This is a genomic window from Kaistella sp. CFF1-2 (assembly GCF_059509915.1).
The window spans coordinates 133,116-148,983 of the sequence record NZ_JCAKLF010000004.1; the positions used below are offsets into that span (position 1 = coordinate 133,116).

General features: G+C 34.8%; 16 protein-coding genes. 7 read left to right on the plus strand and 9 right to left on the minus strand.

Going from position 1 to position 15,868, the window contains the following annotated elements:
- Positions 1 to 21: 21 nt before the first annotated feature.
- From recO to AC5XHR_RS11825, 4 genes are read right to left on the minus strand one after another with little or no spacing between them, the layout of a single operon-like run.
- Positions 22 to 714 carry a DNA repair protein RecO gene (recO, locus tag AC5XHR_RS11810; RefSeq protein ID WP_495950997.1) on the minus strand — a complete coding sequence of 231 codons (693 nt, stop codon included), beginning with the start codon at positions 712 to 714 and terminating at the stop codon, positions 22 to 24.
- On the minus strand, positions 714 to 2,975 hold the full coding sequence (gene porZ, locus AC5XHR_RS11815; protein WP_495950998.1) for a type IX secretion system anionic LPS delivery protein PorZ: 2,262 nt from the start codon (positions 2,973 to 2,975) through the stop codon (positions 714 to 716). The genes recO and porZ overlap by 1 nt, the downstream gene beginning before the upstream one ends.
- A gap of 3 nt (positions 2,976 to 2,978) precedes the next feature.
- Complete coding sequence (locus AC5XHR_RS11820; protein WP_495950999.1) at positions 2,979 to 3,917, minus strand: bifunctional metallophosphatase/5'-nucleotidase; 939 nt, start codon at positions 3,915 to 3,917, stop codon at positions 2,979 to 2,981.
- 8 nt (positions 3,918 to 3,925) lie between these two features.
- The gene (locus AC5XHR_RS11825; RefSeq protein WP_495951000.1) at positions 3,926 to 4,672 is read right to left on the minus strand and encodes a 5'-nucleotidase C-terminal domain-containing protein; all 747 of its coding nucleotides are present in this window, start codon (positions 4,670 to 4,672) and stop codon (positions 3,926 to 3,928) included.
- A 110-nt stretch (positions 4,673 to 4,782) separates the two neighbouring features.
- On the opposite strand from AC5XHR_RS11825, the gene dapA reads away from it, so the two are divergent.
- The 7 genes from dapA (at position 4,783) to AC5XHR_RS11860 (ending at position 10,149) form a co-directional block, all read left to right on the plus strand.
- Complete coding sequence (dapA, locus tag AC5XHR_RS11830; RefSeq protein WP_495951001.1) at positions 4,783 to 5,658, plus strand: 4-hydroxy-tetrahydrodipicolinate synthase; 876 nt, start codon at positions 4,783 to 4,785, stop codon at positions 5,656 to 5,658.
- 3 nt (positions 5,659 to 5,661) lie between these two features.
- On the plus strand, positions 5,662 to 6,162 hold the full coding sequence (locus tag AC5XHR_RS11835) for a GNAT family N-acetyltransferase (RefSeq protein ID WP_495951002.1): 501 nt from the start codon (positions 5,662 to 5,664) through the stop codon (positions 6,160 to 6,162).
- A 96-nt stretch (positions 6,163 to 6,258) separates the two neighbouring features.
- Positions 6,259 to 6,831 carry a helix-turn-helix domain-containing protein gene (locus AC5XHR_RS11840; protein WP_495951003.1) on the plus strand — a complete coding sequence of 191 codons (573 nt, stop codon included), beginning with the start codon at positions 6,259 to 6,261 and terminating at the stop codon, positions 6,829 to 6,831.
- Positions 6,824 to 7,270: a response regulator gene (locus AC5XHR_RS11845; RefSeq protein WP_495951004.1), complete on the plus strand. Its 447-nt coding sequence runs from the start codon at positions 6,824 to 6,826 to the stop codon at positions 7,268 to 7,270. The genes AC5XHR_RS11840 and AC5XHR_RS11845 overlap by 8 nt, the downstream gene beginning before the upstream one ends.
- A 7-nt stretch (positions 7,271 to 7,277) precedes the next feature.
- On the plus strand, positions 7,278 to 9,467 hold the full coding sequence (locus tag AC5XHR_RS11850; RefSeq protein WP_495951005.1) for an ATP-binding protein: 2,190 nt from the start codon (positions 7,278 to 7,280) through the stop codon (positions 9,465 to 9,467).
- 137 nt (positions 9,468 to 9,604) lie between these two features.
- Positions 9,605 to 9,898, plus strand: coding sequence for a hypothetical protein (locus AC5XHR_RS11855; protein WP_495951006.1), 294 nt, complete (start codon positions 9,605 to 9,607; stop codon positions 9,896 to 9,898).
- Positions 9,899 to 9,987: 89 nt separating this feature from the next.
- The gene (locus AC5XHR_RS11860) at positions 9,988 to 10,149 is read left to right on the plus strand and encodes a DUF5670 family protein (protein WP_495951007.1); all 162 of its coding nucleotides are present in this window, start codon (positions 9,988 to 9,990) and stop codon (positions 10,147 to 10,149) included.
- A gap of 63 nt (positions 10,150 to 10,212) precedes the next feature.
- Here AC5XHR_RS11860 and recG read toward each other — a convergent pair whose 3' ends face one another.
- From recG to AC5XHR_RS11885, 5 genes are all read right to left on the minus strand, one after another.
- Positions 10,213 to 12,300, minus strand: a complete 2,088-nt coding sequence (gene recG / locus AC5XHR_RS11865; protein ID WP_495951032.1) for an ATP-dependent DNA helicase RecG — start codon at positions 12,298 to 12,300, stop codon at positions 10,213 to 10,215.
- A gap of 157 nt (positions 12,301 to 12,457) precedes the next feature.
- Positions 12,458 to 12,967, minus strand: a complete 510-nt coding sequence (locus tag AC5XHR_RS11870) for a hypothetical protein (protein WP_495951008.1) — start codon at positions 12,965 to 12,967, stop codon at positions 12,458 to 12,460.
- Positions 12,968 to 13,034: 67 nt separating this feature from the next.
- Positions 13,035 to 14,309 (minus strand): hypothetical protein, encoded by a 1,275-nt coding sequence (locus AC5XHR_RS11875; protein WP_495951009.1) that lies wholly within the window; start codon positions 14,307 to 14,309, stop codon positions 13,035 to 13,037.
- A gap of 37 nt (positions 14,310 to 14,346) precedes the next feature.
- Entirely contained in the window at positions 14,347 to 14,883 is a 537-nt protein-coding gene (locus AC5XHR_RS11880; protein WP_495951010.1) for a YceI family protein, read from the minus strand.
- A 450-nt stretch (positions 14,884 to 15,333) separates the two neighbouring features.
- Positions 15,334 to 15,852, minus strand: coding sequence for a thioredoxin family protein (locus AC5XHR_RS11885; protein ID WP_495951011.1), 519 nt, complete (start codon positions 15,850 to 15,852; stop codon positions 15,334 to 15,336).
- Positions 15,853 to 15,868 lie beyond the last annotated feature (16 nt).

Sequence of the window (15,868 nt, forward strand, 5' to 3'; positions counted from 1 at the left end):
AAAATAGTATTTGAACTTTTCTTAACCTTCAAAAATCTGTTGCAGAACTTCTAACGATTCGGGCGTTTTGAAACTAGGAATATGAAGTTGATAGTAAATAAGTAAAGAATCCATCATCATTTTCCGATTTTGGTTCTTTATTTCAATTTTGAATGGCTCTTGAGATTGTAAAATATTTTTCCAAATCGTCGAAATTTCTTCAGAAAAATACCGATTATACATTTGATTGACAAAAGCACCTTCTTCTGGATCAAGAAAAGTATGTTCAGAAAGTAAAGGCGATGCTCCTAAATTCCTTAACATAACAACCAAAAGAATTAGATGACAATGGTAATGTCCATTTTCTAGTTGATGTCGTAGCTCAATAATATTTTCGTAGAACCAATTGGAACTTTCTTCGTTTCGTAAAATTGAATTAAATACTTCCGAAATAAAAAAAACGATAGACTGGGCTTTAAAATCTGTTGCGACTTGTAATTCAGAAACCAAATCTAATTTGCTAGCAGATTTCAAATCCCCTTTAGAAAAACCTTTACTCGTCACGATTTGTAACTCATTGAGTAGACTTAAATACGGTTTTTTCTTATTCTTTTTTGCATAAATATTCTTCACATAAAAAGACTGAAATCCTGCTTCATGAGTAATCAAATGCAAAATCGCATCCTGATCTCCATATTTGGTAAGTGAAACCAAAAAACCGGTATATGTATCCATTAATTAACTACTGCAATTTTCGCTGTAGCTTTATCCGTCCCGTCCGCATTGGTCATTAATACGAAATAAATTCCAGAAGCCACTCGTTTTCCACGGTTGGTAAGATCCCATTCATAAAAACCACCACGAGAAACCGCTTGATGAACTAAATTTCCTGCCGCGTCCGTTATCCGAATATTCGTTTTTTCTGCTAAACCTTTAATACGAACATTTCCTTTATAATTTGCGTAAACCACAGGATTCGGATATACTAAAACGTCACCAAAATTACTAGTAACATTCGCAACATCACCTTGATAGACTACAATTCCGTCCAAAGTAACAAAATAAACTTTACCTGTTTTTTCATCCACTTTAACGTCTGTCACATTATTTGTTGGCAATGGCGAGTTTTCTTTCGTAAAATGATTAATCGTTCTTTCACCATTAGAACTTAGATAAAAAACACCGCCATTATTCACTGAAACCCATTTCTGATTCCCAGAATCTGCTTCTATTTGAAGAATATATCCATCTCGAAATAACTCCTCACCAATTCCATTTTCTTCAATGATGATAGGATCAACTTGTAAATTAGGATCTGAAATGGCAGAAACGGCATTATGCAAAATTCGAAGTCCGTTAGTTGTTCCAATCCATAAATCACCAGATTGATCGAGATCAGCCCCAATAGAACCTTCGCTATTAGCTGGCAATCCATTCTTCACGGAAATCTCATAAACCTTGTCATCATTCATATTTACAGCAGAACCATTTGGGTCAATCGCTAAAAAATAATTACGATATGAAGTAGGTAACCAAATTAGACCTTCTTTAATAAATGGTTTTTGTGCACCGTAGGTCCCTATTTGCTTTTGGTTAAAAGATTGTGTACTTCTGTCAAATGAATACAGAAAAGTGACATTTACATTTACATTTTGCTCATCCATTTGAGAAGTCCCATACAGGTTTCCTTTTTCATCATATTCCAAACCAACAGCCCAAGTTCTTCTATTCAGATTATGTAGTTTAATAAACTCGAAATCTTTAGATGCAGAATTATACTTAAACTGTAAAAAACCGTTGTTAATATTACCATATCCATTATAAACTGCTATAAACGTTTCTGATAAATCTAAAGGATTAGAAACAGCATCAATAATATTATAGCGAGCTGGATTATTTTTGAAAAAAGACGGGAAAATCCAATCGGAGCCATCAAAGTAATAAAACCCACGATTTGGATTCATAAAAATCGGTGCAGCCAAATTATTCCCACGCGCCCCAGAAGAAACAAGAATCTTATCTTTAACTAGAGAAATTTTATATGATGTATTAAAATAGGGTCCACTTGGTTTAAATTTTTGATCCGACTCATTTAAAAGTCCCTCATATTTTGAGCCTAAAAACAATTGAGAATTGGAAAACCATCCTGTATTTAATTCTTCAGAACTTGATTTCGTTTTAATTTGAGTTCCAGAAGCATTAAAAACTGAAACCGACGTGCTTGTTGCCACCAAGGTTTCATCATTTTTAATAACTAAATCCTTAATAGATGTAAATGTTTGAGGAATTGCAGAAAACGAAATTCCATCACCAACAAAAACTTGAGTCGCAGAAGTATATCCAATCTTTGTAGATGATGCTGAAATATTTGAAAAAGTTCCTGTAGCATTCTGTGTCCACGTTGAATTTATTGGGAAACTCACATTAATTTCATGCGATTTCAACCCTGAATTAGTGACTGCAAAAACTTTATTATTGAAAATAACGGCTTCTTTAGCTGAATCATAGGAACCAGAAGCTCCAAAAAATGCCGTATCTCCAAATTCTTTATTATCTAATCGGAATAACGAAACGCCATAACCCACGGAAATCACTGCTAAATTTCCAGAAATTGAAATATGATTAATTCGTTTAGAACCTGTATATCCTGTAGCTAAAGGAATATCAACCACAAATGTAATTCCATCAGGAGAAATCACATCCATCGTACCATTTTCGTATCCAACTAAGCCAATTTTTGTTTCGTGATTATAGTCAAAAGCTGAAATTTTCACTTCGTGAAGCCCATTCGCCTTAGAAAGCTTCGAAATTTCACCTGTTGCAGGTGTATAATAAAAAATTCCGTTTTCTGTTGCAGCAATGAGTTTTCCTTGATCTTCACGAATCTGAAGAACATTGTTATAGGAAAATAAATCTGACCAACGATTGGAAGAAATCTTTTGGGCTGAAACTCCAAAAGCAGCCATAATAAAAGCAAACAGATAAATTCTTTTCATAGACTATGCTAAAATCTTTTCATCAATAACGTGATTGTTCCAAGCAATATTTTTGACTTGCTTGTTTTTATCAAAATAAAAATCAATTCGCCCCAAAAGTAAGCCCGCCCAACCGACTTGGTTTATCAAAACATTTTTACCTTGTCTATTGGTGTATGTCTGGGGTTCTGGTAAAAATGTATGTGTGTGACCACCCAAAATCAAATCGATATTTTCAGTTTGTGGTGCTAATCTCACATCACAAATTTTATCTTCATCGAATTTATATCCAAGATGCGAAAGGCAAATAACCAAATCACATTTCTTTTCATTTTTCAGAAAGTTGGAATAATGTTGAGCCACAGAAACAGGATCATTATAGACCGTTTCTTGATATTCTTTTTTCCCTACAAGCCCATCCAATTCAATTCCGACACCGAAAATTCCAACTTTAATTCCGTCTTTAATAAAAATCTTGTACGGTACCGTTTTACCATCTAAAATGGTGTTTTTGAAATCGTAATTCGAACAAATAAAAGGAAATTTCGCATTAGGCAGAACATTCAAAAAACCCTTCAAACCATTGTCGAAATCGTGATTCCCCATCGTTGAAGCATCATACCCCATCATGGACATCAACTTAAACTCCAACTCACCACCAAACATGTTGAAATAGGGAGTTCCTTGAAAAATATCTCCAGAATCCAATAACAAAACGTTGGATTCTTGTTTTCTGATTTCAGAAATCAAATGGGCGCGTCGTGCAAAACCGCCTTGATTCGGGTTTCTCGTATATGAAGCATCAAAAGGCTCAATTCGACTATGTTGATCGTTGGTATGCAATATCGTTAATTTCTTTTCGCTTCCATCCAAAATAAGAGATTTTCCAAACATGATATTCGGAACCAAAGACATCCCGACACCGCCCGCTGCTGCTATTTTTAAAAACTGCTTTCTATCCATTTCTCTGCTTATTTTTTTAGGGTCAAACGAATATCTTTTGGAGCAACCGCGTTCGGATGCGCTTTAAACTCTTCAATATAAAGGTCTCTCAATTTCAATCCCGTCATAATCATCGTTCCTTTTTTGAAAAAACTCATATTATCACCGCCCATGGCAAGATAATCCGAAGTTGCGATGTAATAGGTTTTTGCTGGATCTACTTTTTTGCCGTCAATAAGAGCTGTTAAAAGTTGACCACCTTTGGTTTCAATTGTAATTCTGGAAACCGGATTATTTTTCAAATTTTCTAAATAATAGGCAAAAAGATCTTGAATTTCTTTTCCTGATAATTTAACAACAACCAATTCGTTTTCGAAAGGCATTACTTCAAAAACATTTTTTAGCAAAATATCACCTTGCCCAATTGTTGAACGGATTCCGCCAATGTTAATCAACGCGGCATCAATTGCGGGTTGATTATTCTTTTTTGCCCACTTTACAGCCGCATCATAAGTATAATCTGCCAATAAATTTCCCAAACTGGAATTATCGCCTTGTTTCGTCAACTCCACTTCCGTGTACGAAAGTTTTGCGCTCATTTGCTTTTCTAACGATTGTTTGTAAGGAGCGATAACGTTTTTCATCGTCGCATCCTCTTCTAAATCACTAGAAATAGATGTATTTTTTTGAGGCTGAACTTGATTCAGACTCCAATTTGTTTTGCAAGAAACGAGTGTTAAAGCCAAAACTGGATACACCCAAAACCTTTTCATCATAACAATCATTCTAATACGTGCAAATATAACTATATGTATGTTAAAACTCATTTTTTTTCCACTTTTTAAAAGAATAAAATCCTAAATTTGTTTTTTAATTATCTGTATTTATGAGCAATTTAACTGGAGTAGGCGTTGCATTGGTTACGCCTTTTCATGAAGATCTATCCATTGATTTTGAATCGCTAACGAGGTTAGTAGATTACAACATCGAAAATGGAACTAATTTCCTTGTAGTTTTAGGAACTACAGCCGAATCTGCAACACTTTCTAAGGAAGAAAAAAAACAGGTAACAGACCATATTATTAAAGCAAATAATGGTAGATTACCTTTGGTATTAGGAATTGGCGGCAATAATACGCTCGAAGTAAAGAAACAGATAGAAGAAACAGACCTTTCTGCTTTTGCAGCCGTACTTTCCGTTTCTCCATATTACAACAAACCAAATCAGGAAGGGCTTTATCAGCATTACAAAGCTTTAGCTGAAACGGGTAAAAATATTATCATTTACAACGTTCCTGGAAGAACAGGGCAAAATCTTGAAGCAAGCACAACATTGCGTTTGGCAAATGACTTCCCAAATCTATTCATGATTAAAGAAGCGGCTCCGAATATGAGTCAATATTTCGATATTCTTCGTAAAAAACCAGCAAATTTTAGTTTGGTTTCTGGTGATGACGAATATACACTTCCAGTGACTTTAGCTGGTGGAGATGGTGTGATTTCTGTGATTGGACAAGTTTATCCAAAACAATTTTCAACAATGGTTCAGCTAGGTTTGGAGAGAAAAGTTGATGAAGCGTATAAAATCCACAATAATTTGGTTGAAATCACGCGTTTGATTTTTGCTGAAGGAAATCCCGCTGGCGTAAAAACGGTTCTTTCGGAAATGGGAATTATTAAAAACTACCTTCGTCTTCCTCTTGTAAAAGCTTCTGAAGAATTGCAAGCGAAGATTAAAGCGGAAATGAAAAACATTCAGTAATCGATGCCGTTACGACCAGCAACTTTAGATGATGTCACACTTATTCAAGATTTAGCGAATGAATCTTGGAAAGACACCTATGGCAAAATTTTAAGTCAAGAACAGTTGGAATATATGTTAGACTTGATGTATTCTTCTGAAAACATTGTCAAACAGATGAACCAAGAAACGTATCATTACCATATCATCCAAAACCAACAGCTTGATCCTGTTGGTTTTATTGGTTTTGAAACCAATTATGAAGATAACACAACCAAATTACATCGTTTGTATCTTATTCCGTCCGCTAAAGGTTTAGGATTAGGAAAAGCAACGATGAATCAACTAAAAATTTGGACGAAAGTTTACAACAACAATCGCATCATTCTCACCGTAAATAAAAACAACTCGGCGAAAGAGATGTATGAAAAACAAGGTTTCAAAGTCTATCACGAAGGTATTTTCGATATTGGGAACGGTTACGTGATGGATGATTATTTAATGGAATATACCTTTGGAGAATAATATTAATCCATAAAATTGTTCGTAGAAAAAAAATAAAGGCAACCTACCGATATTTGAAATAATCGGTTATATTTGTTAAAAAGAAAAAAGAACTTAATGAAGATTTTTGTAAAATTTGATTTCAACACCTTGTGTAAAAAAATCCTGGAAGAACAATTTCAGAAAATGGGCATCCGTTACAAAATGCTTAATTTCGGGGAAATAGAGTTCCTAGAACCTCTAAAAAAAGAAACACAAAAAAGTGTTATTGGGAATCTTGAGAACTACGGAATTGAAGTTATTGAAAATCAGAAAACCGCATTGGTTCAAAAAATTAAAGATGCCATTGTAGAAATGGTTTTTTCCGATGTACCTGTCAATGTAAAATCATCTATTTATCTTTCTGAAAAACTAAATCATAGCTACGGCTATATTTCTAATGTTTTTTCCGAAGTCACTTATTCTTCAATTGAAAATTTCATTATTTTACAGAAAATAGAATACGCAAAACACCTGCTTGTTATTGGCCATTTATCTTTAACAGAAATCGCTAACAAGCTGAATTATTCTAGCGTTGCACACTTGAGTACACAGTTTAAAAACACAACTGGGATTACGCCTACGCAATTTCAGAAAATTGTTAAAAAAAGAAGAGAATTATCGTACAAAACCCAGATTACTAATGAATAAGGATTATACTTTTATCATTCTAGCAGATGATGACCAAGATGATAGAATGTTATTTACCGATGCTTTCGATGAACTAAAAATTTCTACCAAAGTACAAACTTTTTGTGACGGAGCAGAGCTAATGACCTATTTGAATAGCGAAAACGCCATATTGCCAGAAATTTTATTTCTAGACCTCAACATGCCGAAAAAGAATGGAATCGAGTGTTTGAAAGAGATTAAAGCAAATGAAAAACTTGATAAAATAGCCGTTGCCATCTACTCTACTTCGTCTTCCGAAGAGCATATTGAAGAAACGTTTGTTATTGGCGCCAATATTTACATCAAAAAACCAAACGATTTTAACGCATTGAAAAAAGTATTGCAGGACGTGGTTACCATGAACTGGCAATACCATACATCAGGCATGAATATGGAAAATTTCCTGCTGAGAATTTAATTTCCGCATGAAGAAAATCAAAATAGACCGTTCCAACTTTCTTTTAACGCTCATCTGCGTTATGGCGTTGGCATTGGTTTTTTTCTTGATGGCCCTCACCTACAAACATGTTGAAAAGCTCAACCAAAACTCAGCGCAAGTACACAATTCGTTAGAAGCCGCACTAAAACTTGAAATCCTATATGCCGACCTTAAAGATATCGAGGTAGAACGTCGTAATTACGTTATCCTAAAAGATGAAAATGCGCGCATTCAGATTTTAAAAAACATGAAGGAAATTAATTCTAATTACGAATTCCTTCAGACCTATTTCAAAACCAATCCTGCTCAAGAAAAAAATTTCGTACAACTTGGAAACCTCATCCAAAAGAAATACGAAATCGTTAATCGAGTTGTGAGTCCAAAATTTAATTTCAAAGACAAAGCCGAACTTCAAAAATCGCTACAAGAAGGAGAAAACATCATGTCGGCCATCCATAAAACGATGAATACGATGTTAAAAACCGAAAGTAATTTACTGAAGAGTAAAAAAAATGAATTCGATTTTCGCCAAAAATCAACACCATTTTATTTGTACGTTATTGCACTTTGTTCGCTTGGTTTAATTGCATTTGCTTTCTTTAGAATGTTGAAAGAATCGCGTTTAATCAAAAAAACCAATGAAGAACTTGAGCTTGCATTTAAGAAATCAACATTAGCAGAAACCGTTGGGAATTTTGGAATTTGGACATTGGATAGCGATAATAATAAATTTCATTTTTCGGATAATCTGTACCGTCTTTTCGGCTATAATCCCAATTTTAAAACATCAAACGATGCACAAGTTTTTGGAAGCCATATTCATCCAGAAAAAAAAGATGAAATCGCAGAATTTGTAAAAACCTTATCTCTAGACCCTATTGTATCAAAGATAACCACTAAAGACGGCGATACCAAAATCGTACGAATTAGCCAGCGCCAGTTTACCGATTCCACAGGAAAAGTATTTATTCTCGGGATCACCACGGACATTAGTAACGAAATTAAGAATAAAGAAAACCTCGTGAGCGTAAGTAAGGAGGTTTTATTCTACAACTATATGAGTAAAGATGCCGAACAAATTGGTGGATTCGGCTTCTGGAGATGGTTTCTTAATAACGATTCGTTTATTTTTTCGGATAATCTAAAGCAGATTTATGGTTTTGGTTACAACAGAATGGTTAAGGATCTGTATGATCTAAACTCCCGATTACATCCCGATGATGTCGCAAAAGTGCAGCAAATCTACGAAAGAATGCATAAGGGCGAATCTAATATCGAGATTTTCACCCACCGAATTTACCGTGAAGACAATGATCAGCTTCGGTATTTACGAATCATCAACAAACTCATTCGTGATAAAGAATTAGGCTCGTATTATTTAGTTTTCACTCAAGATATTACCGAAGAGACACTTCGTAACGAAAATATTGAAGAAAAAAACCGCGCCTTAGAAATTCAAAATAAGGAGTTGATGGCTTTCAATTACGTTGCTAGTCACGATTTGCAAGAACCTCTTCGTAAAATTGAAACCTTCCTTTCGAGGTTATGTGACAAAGAATACGACCATTTATCGGACAACGGAAAACAGTACGTCGATCGTATTTTAGCGTCTGCTGGACGAATGCGAAAACTTATTGATGATCTTTTGCAATTTTCGAGAACAACTCGTTCAGAACAAGTCTATGAATTGTCGGATCTCAACCAACTTTTCGAATCGTCTTTAGATAGTCTTCATGATAAAATTGAAGAAACGCATGCCGTTATCCAACGGGACAAGTTTCCTATATTAAAAGTCATTCCGTTTCAAATCCAGCAGTTATTCACCAACCTTATCAGTAATTCTCTAAAATACAGTAAAGACAATGTTGTCCCACACATCAATATCTCTTGCGAAATCGTTAAGGCGCCAAAAGAATTAAGCGAGCGAGTTCAATCCATCGAGCGTTATTACAAATTTGAATTCAAGGACAATGGCGTAGGCTACGACCATATTTATTCCCCTCAAATTTTTGATTTATTTACTCGTTTGCATGGAAAATCTGAATATGAAGGAACAGGAATTGGACTTGCTATTTGTAAGAAAATCGTTGAAAATCATCACGGGATTATCCTAGCCTATGGCGAAGAAAATGTAGGTGCCAAATTCACCATTTATCTTCCCGAAATCACTTCCTAATTTGATGTAAAAATTCAAGCAAAAGCCTATCTATAGGACATCCGTTATAATTCTATAAGCTTTCATACAAATATTGTAATAGCAATTTTGCCGAAGATTTGCAATTTTGCTACGTTCAATCGCATGAAACGATAGGTATGAAAAATAAAGATGGATTAATTGTAGGAGCATTAGTTGGAGTCGCAGTTGCTGTTTATTTTATCGCCAAAAGGAAAGGCAAAGGAACACAATGGAAAGATGACCTATCAGAAAAAGTAAACCAGTTTTCTGAAAATGTAAAAATGGAGTTTAATGAAAAACGTACGGAAGTAAAACAGAATATTGCTGATAAAGTTTTTGATTTCGCTGTGGAAAACAGACAATCAATTGCCCAAGTTGCAAGTTACGTTATGCCGTACGTATTGAAAAACTTCGTAAAAAAGAAACTATAAAACACAAATGATTATCGCAAATACATCGCTCCCACTCAACTGATGTATTTGCGGAAAACCGCGATGTATCGCACTTTCTAATGAAGCGTATGTTTTACATTTTAAGCGCCATATTCTTTGTATTATGGTATTATGGATTTATGATAAAGAATATTAGTGGGTGGATACATTTCATATTCTTACTTGGTATTTTTTCATTAATCATCCAAATTTATTTAGATAATCGAAAAGTGAATCATGATAACAAATGACCTTTTCATTAGATAATCAATTCTCTCTTTTTTTAAAGCTTGTCAAAATCTGATAAGCTTTTTTTATGATATCTTACCCCAATTATAGCGCTTGCTGAAAAAACGCATATAATGATTTCGGATCCGTTGATGATCCGGATGCTGCAACTGAGGATCGGTTTTTAATAAAATATCAACCAAATCTTTAGACGCTTTGATAATCTTAGAATCCACAACTAAATCCAATTTTTTAAAATCAACGACACCACTCTGCTGCGTTCCCAAAATATCTCCAGGGCCGCGCAGCTGCATATCTACTTCAGAAATTTTGAATCCGTCCGTTGTTTCTACCATGGTTTTTATTCGCTTTCGACTATCAGCCGAAAGCTTATCGGAAGACATCAAAACACAAAAACTTTGCTCCGCACCACGACCTACTCGACCTCGCAACTGATGTAGCTGAGACAAACCAAAACGCTCTGCACTTTCAATAATCATTACGGAAGCGTTGGGAACATTCACTCCCACTTCAATTACCGTTGTAGCAACCATGATTTGTGCTTTCCCGCTAGCGAAATAGTTCATGTTCACATCTTTATCTTCAGGTTTCATTTTCCCATGAACCATCGTCACATTGTAGCCTTGAAAGAAATCGGTAACATGCTCAAAACCTTCCATTAAATTTTTATAATCCAAGGTTTCAGATTCCTCAATTAATGGGTAAACAAAGTAAATTTGACGTCCTTTTTCGATTTCTTCTTTTGCAAATTTAAACACCGAAAGTCGATCTTTTTCTTTTCGATGTGCGGTAATAATTGGTTTTCTCCCCACAGGAAGTTCATCAATCACCGAAACATCCAAATCCGAATAAAAACTCATCGCTAACGTCCTCGGAATCGGCGTTGCGGTCATCACCAAAATATGCGGTGGAATTTTATTTTTCGCCCATAATTTGGCTCTCTGAGCGACACCAAAACGATGCTGCTCATCAATAATCGCTAAACCCAAATTTTTGAACGTCACAACATCCTCCAAAACCGCATGTGTACCTACTAAAATAGACAAACTTCCATTCAATAAACTTTCGTGAATCAAGCGTCGTTCCTTGGTTTTTGTAGAACCTGTAAGAAGTTTAATTTCAACCGAAGTATCCTTTAAAAGCTCTTTTAAACTGGCAAAATGTTGTTGAGCCAAAATCTCCGTTGGCGCCATTAAAACACTCTGAAAACCATTATCCAAAGCTACTAACATCGAAAGTAAAGCCACCATGGTTTTCCCAGAACCAACATCACCTTGCAATAAACGATTCATTTGAATCGGCTTTTTCATATCGTTTCTGATTTCCTTGACGACTCTTTTCTGAGCATTGGTTAATTCAAACGGCAAATGATCTTGATAAAATCCTGTAAAATGCTCACCGACCAAAGGAAAAGGATTTCCTATTGCAGTTACTTCGTGCTTTTTCTTTTTCAAACCATAACTTAACTGAAAAAAGAATGCTTCTTCAAATTTCAAACGTCGATTTGCATGTTCATAGTGCTCCCAATCTTTCGGAAAATGAATATTTATTAAAGAATGCAATCGAGACATCAACTGCAATTTTTTCATCAGAACATCGGGCAGATTCTCTTCAATTAAATTGGGTATTTCGGCACAGATTTTCTTTAAAACTCCTTGGAAAAATCTTTGTCCTAATCCTCTTTTCGTTAACTTTTCCGAACTTGGATAAATGGGACGTAGGCGCGTTTCTTCTTCACGACTTTCCACTCCTTCAATTTCGGGATGCGCCATCGAAAATCGATGATTAAACACATTTACTTTTCCAAAAATATAAACGTCTTTATCTTGCGGAATCTGCTCTTTCATCCATTGGCTATACTGAAACCAAACCAAATCCATCGTCCCCGTTTCATCGGTAAATTTTGCGCTTAGACGCTTCATTTTCCCATGTTTGATTTCTTGAAGTTGGGTGATTTTTCCTTTCAATTGAATATCCAACGTTTCAGATTCCACCAAATCTTTTACGAGATAGACTTTACTTTTATCCAAATAACGTAGCGGATAAAAATGGAGCATATCTTCTATCGTGGATAATCCCAAAACAGATTTAATGATTTTGGCCCGATCGGGACCAATACCTTTTAGAAATTCAATAGAAGTTTCGAGTGTCATCATGAGAAGATTCGAATTTCGGGAAAATAATCATAACTAAAAAGCCTGCAGCTGAAAAAATCAGCTACAGGCTCAAAAAACAACCCTGTTTAAAAGCTTTGCAGCCTTTTTTGGTTCCATTTGAAAATAATAAATTATGAAAGAAAAATGAACTGAATCAATTGGTGAGTGCCATGTTAAAAACGAGGTTCAAGTGGTCTTTTACGACGATCATCCCGCCCATTTTTTTTGGAGGCACAATGCCAAAATCGCTAAACTTCACCGTTTCTTGACCTATCAATCGGTTCTTAGAACTCACAAAGTCAATGGTATATTTTACGGTTTTCGTCATCATCTTCACCTCTACCGTAGCGATATACTTATTATTTTCTTTTTTTGAAAAATTTAAAAATTTGATATGTAAATTAGGGTACTGAGTTGCATTTAATGTTTTTTGAAAATCCTTGGTCATCGTTCCGTTTCCGCAATCAAAATCTTTGACCAATAATTTTATTTTTGGGAGATCATTTGCAGTAAACGAAGGTTTGTTGTTGTCAAAATAAAAATCATAATTGGCGCATTTAAATTTATTAACATTCGTACTTCCGTTTATCTGAAGGCTATTCTCTTGTGCATTTATCAATATTACTCCCAAAAACCAGCTGGCTAGTAATATGAATTTTTTCATTTTATCTTTCGTAAAAATGAAGGGGCGAGGCTTGTCGCCCCTTCGGATTATTTTGGGTTGTTTTGTCTTAGAAAGCAATTACTGCTTCTAATACAAATCCATTGAATTTACCACCGTTCAAAATACTTGTAGATGCATATCCGTCGTATTTTTGGTTTACATATTCTGCTTTTGCAAGAATGTTTTTCGTCATAAACCAACCTCCTCCGATGTTGAAACGATCTACTTTGATATCATTTCCAGAGATTAATTCTCCTTTTACTTGGTTGTATTTACCACCGATATAGAAGTTTTCATCTGCACCAAATCTGTATAGTAATTCCGCCGCATATTGATTATAGCTTCTTCTATCTGTTTCTGAGAAGTTACGCCCAGAAGCATTTTCATAGGTTCCGAAGAATTCTAATCCTTTATATCTTACAAATGGATTCACCATAAAAGAAGTTGTTTTGTTCTTGAAATCTGGAACAACGGCACCTGATAGGAAATTCCCTTTAGAAGTCGCTGCTGCATTTTCCATCACAAAATAGTATCTAGAACCTGCTCTATCACCATCGTACAAGTAAATACTCTTACTGTGTGCACTGTTGTAAACGGATCCCGTCAAACGAACTCTAAGATCTTCATTTACTTGCTTGTCATATCCAATTTTTGCGTGGATAGACGGGCTAGATCCTCCACTTGTTGCATCCTGGTTCAACTTACCATTACTTACCCCAAGCATCCCGATGAAACCGTCTCTTTGGTAGTATGCTTCTGCAAAAACGAAGGTTGCATAAGAATCCATTAATAAGTTTCCAACGAATGGATTTTTAATTGCATACGCGTTATCCGTTCTTCTGAAATGCGCATCACCATAGTTGATCTCATCGTGACCAAACTTCAATGTTGAGTATTTCATTACATCTTTCAAGAAGTCTTTTTTAATGAAGTCTAATTTGTCAATTTGCAAATAACCTCCTTTTACGTATGGTTCTGGGTGGTGTCTTGAAGACAAGAACGTACGCAAGTGCAAATTAACACCATCATACAAAGCAACATCGATATCTAAATTTGCTGTTGCAAGATTGAAGTTATTTCCAATATTATAAAGCTGAGTCGCTGGAACATTTTGATCGGCTTTTGACTCGTGTTGTAAAGCCTGGAACTGAAGTGCAAATGCACCACCAACTCGTACTTTTAGTCCGTCGAAATTAGAAATAGAATCTTTCTTATTTTCGAACATATTAACTGCTCTTTGATCTCTAGGATTCATATTATCAATTGGGAACTCTTGCGCATTTGCAAAGCTTACCGCTGCCATTGATAGAGCTAAACCTGCTTTTAATAGGGTTGATTTCATAGTATAAAAATATATTGGTTACTTAATTTGATAATACTTATTCAGCTTGGATAGTTACTTTTACCGTTACAACATCTCCTGTTTTTACTCCCATAAAACCTGGACGACTCATTCCAAACTCAGACATTTTAATAGTCTCTGTACCTTCGATTACATACGCTGCTCCTTTTTTCGTTACACTTACTGGGAAAGAAACATTTTTAGAAACACCTGCGATCGTCATTTTTCCAGATACGGTAGATTTACCAATACTGATTGTTGACGCTTGGAAAGAAATGTTCGGTGCTTTAGAAGCGTTTAATGCATCATAGGCCTTATTATCCATCATTTTTCCTTTTGCGCTTTTCAGATTCTTAACCGGAACAGAAAAACTTACGTTGGTAATTGCGTTTCCATTAACTACTCCAGAAAAAGTAGCGTTGGATCCTGACATTTCCCAGTCGTGAAGACTTGAAGTTCCAGATACTTTAATCACGGATGATTTCTGATCAATTTTTTGCGCACTAATTGCTGTTGCAAAGAATAAAGGAAGGACCAATAAACTTGATTTCAGGGTTGCTTTTAGAAGTTTCATTTTCTTAATAATTTATAGTTAATACTTGGTTTTTGTTCTCTTATTTTTACATACCAAAGATAAAAACATTCATTATTATATTGAAATTTTATTAAATTATAAATATCGTATTAACTATTTTTTATACAAATAATACATAATTTAAATTATATTTTTATCGATTCAATAATTTTTTTTACAACTTTATAAAGAAAATTTTATTGAGCGAAGATTAGTCTACCAATTAGGTATTTTACTTTAAAAAATTAAAGCAAAAAACGCTGACAAATGTCAATTATAAACGATTGGTAAACTTCTAGAATTTCGATATATTCTATATCCGAAAAATGAAAATCGGAAAATTATTTTCGATTAATGAAATCTATTTTATTTTCGAGCAAATGGAAATCTTGTGAAAAAAGCAACAAAAAAGCCACCCAAATTGGGTGGCTTTTTACTATTTATTAAGAATTAATCTCGAATTTTTGATTTAAATTTTTTCTGAAAATCGGACCATTGCGCTCGGTTCGTAATTTTCCGATGTGAATCTTGCGAAATAAAGCCCAAATAAGGCTCCAATTCCTTCGCACTAAGTTTCCCTTGCAGCTTAGTAATAACGGATCCACTTTCATCCAAAAAGATAATGGTAGGCGCTGCGGTTACATTCATATAACTCGCAAATTCATTAAAACCATTAACTTGAGGTTTCAAATTGAAATCTTGACCGTATAATTTCAAAACCGAAAGGTCGCTCGCATTGTATTTCACCGGATAAAAACCTTCGTTTATTTGGTTTTCGATAACGGGATGCGAAAATGTATTCTGCTCCATGTCACCGCAAACCTCGCAAGGTTCTTTATAAATCATCATGAGTATTTTCTTAGGTTGCTCTTTTTGTTTCGAAACAGCCTCCGAAACATCCATCCATTTCACCTGCGCTTGTAAAGATGAAACTAATAAAATCGATAAAAAAAACAATCCCTTTTTCATACGCATGAATTAAAGG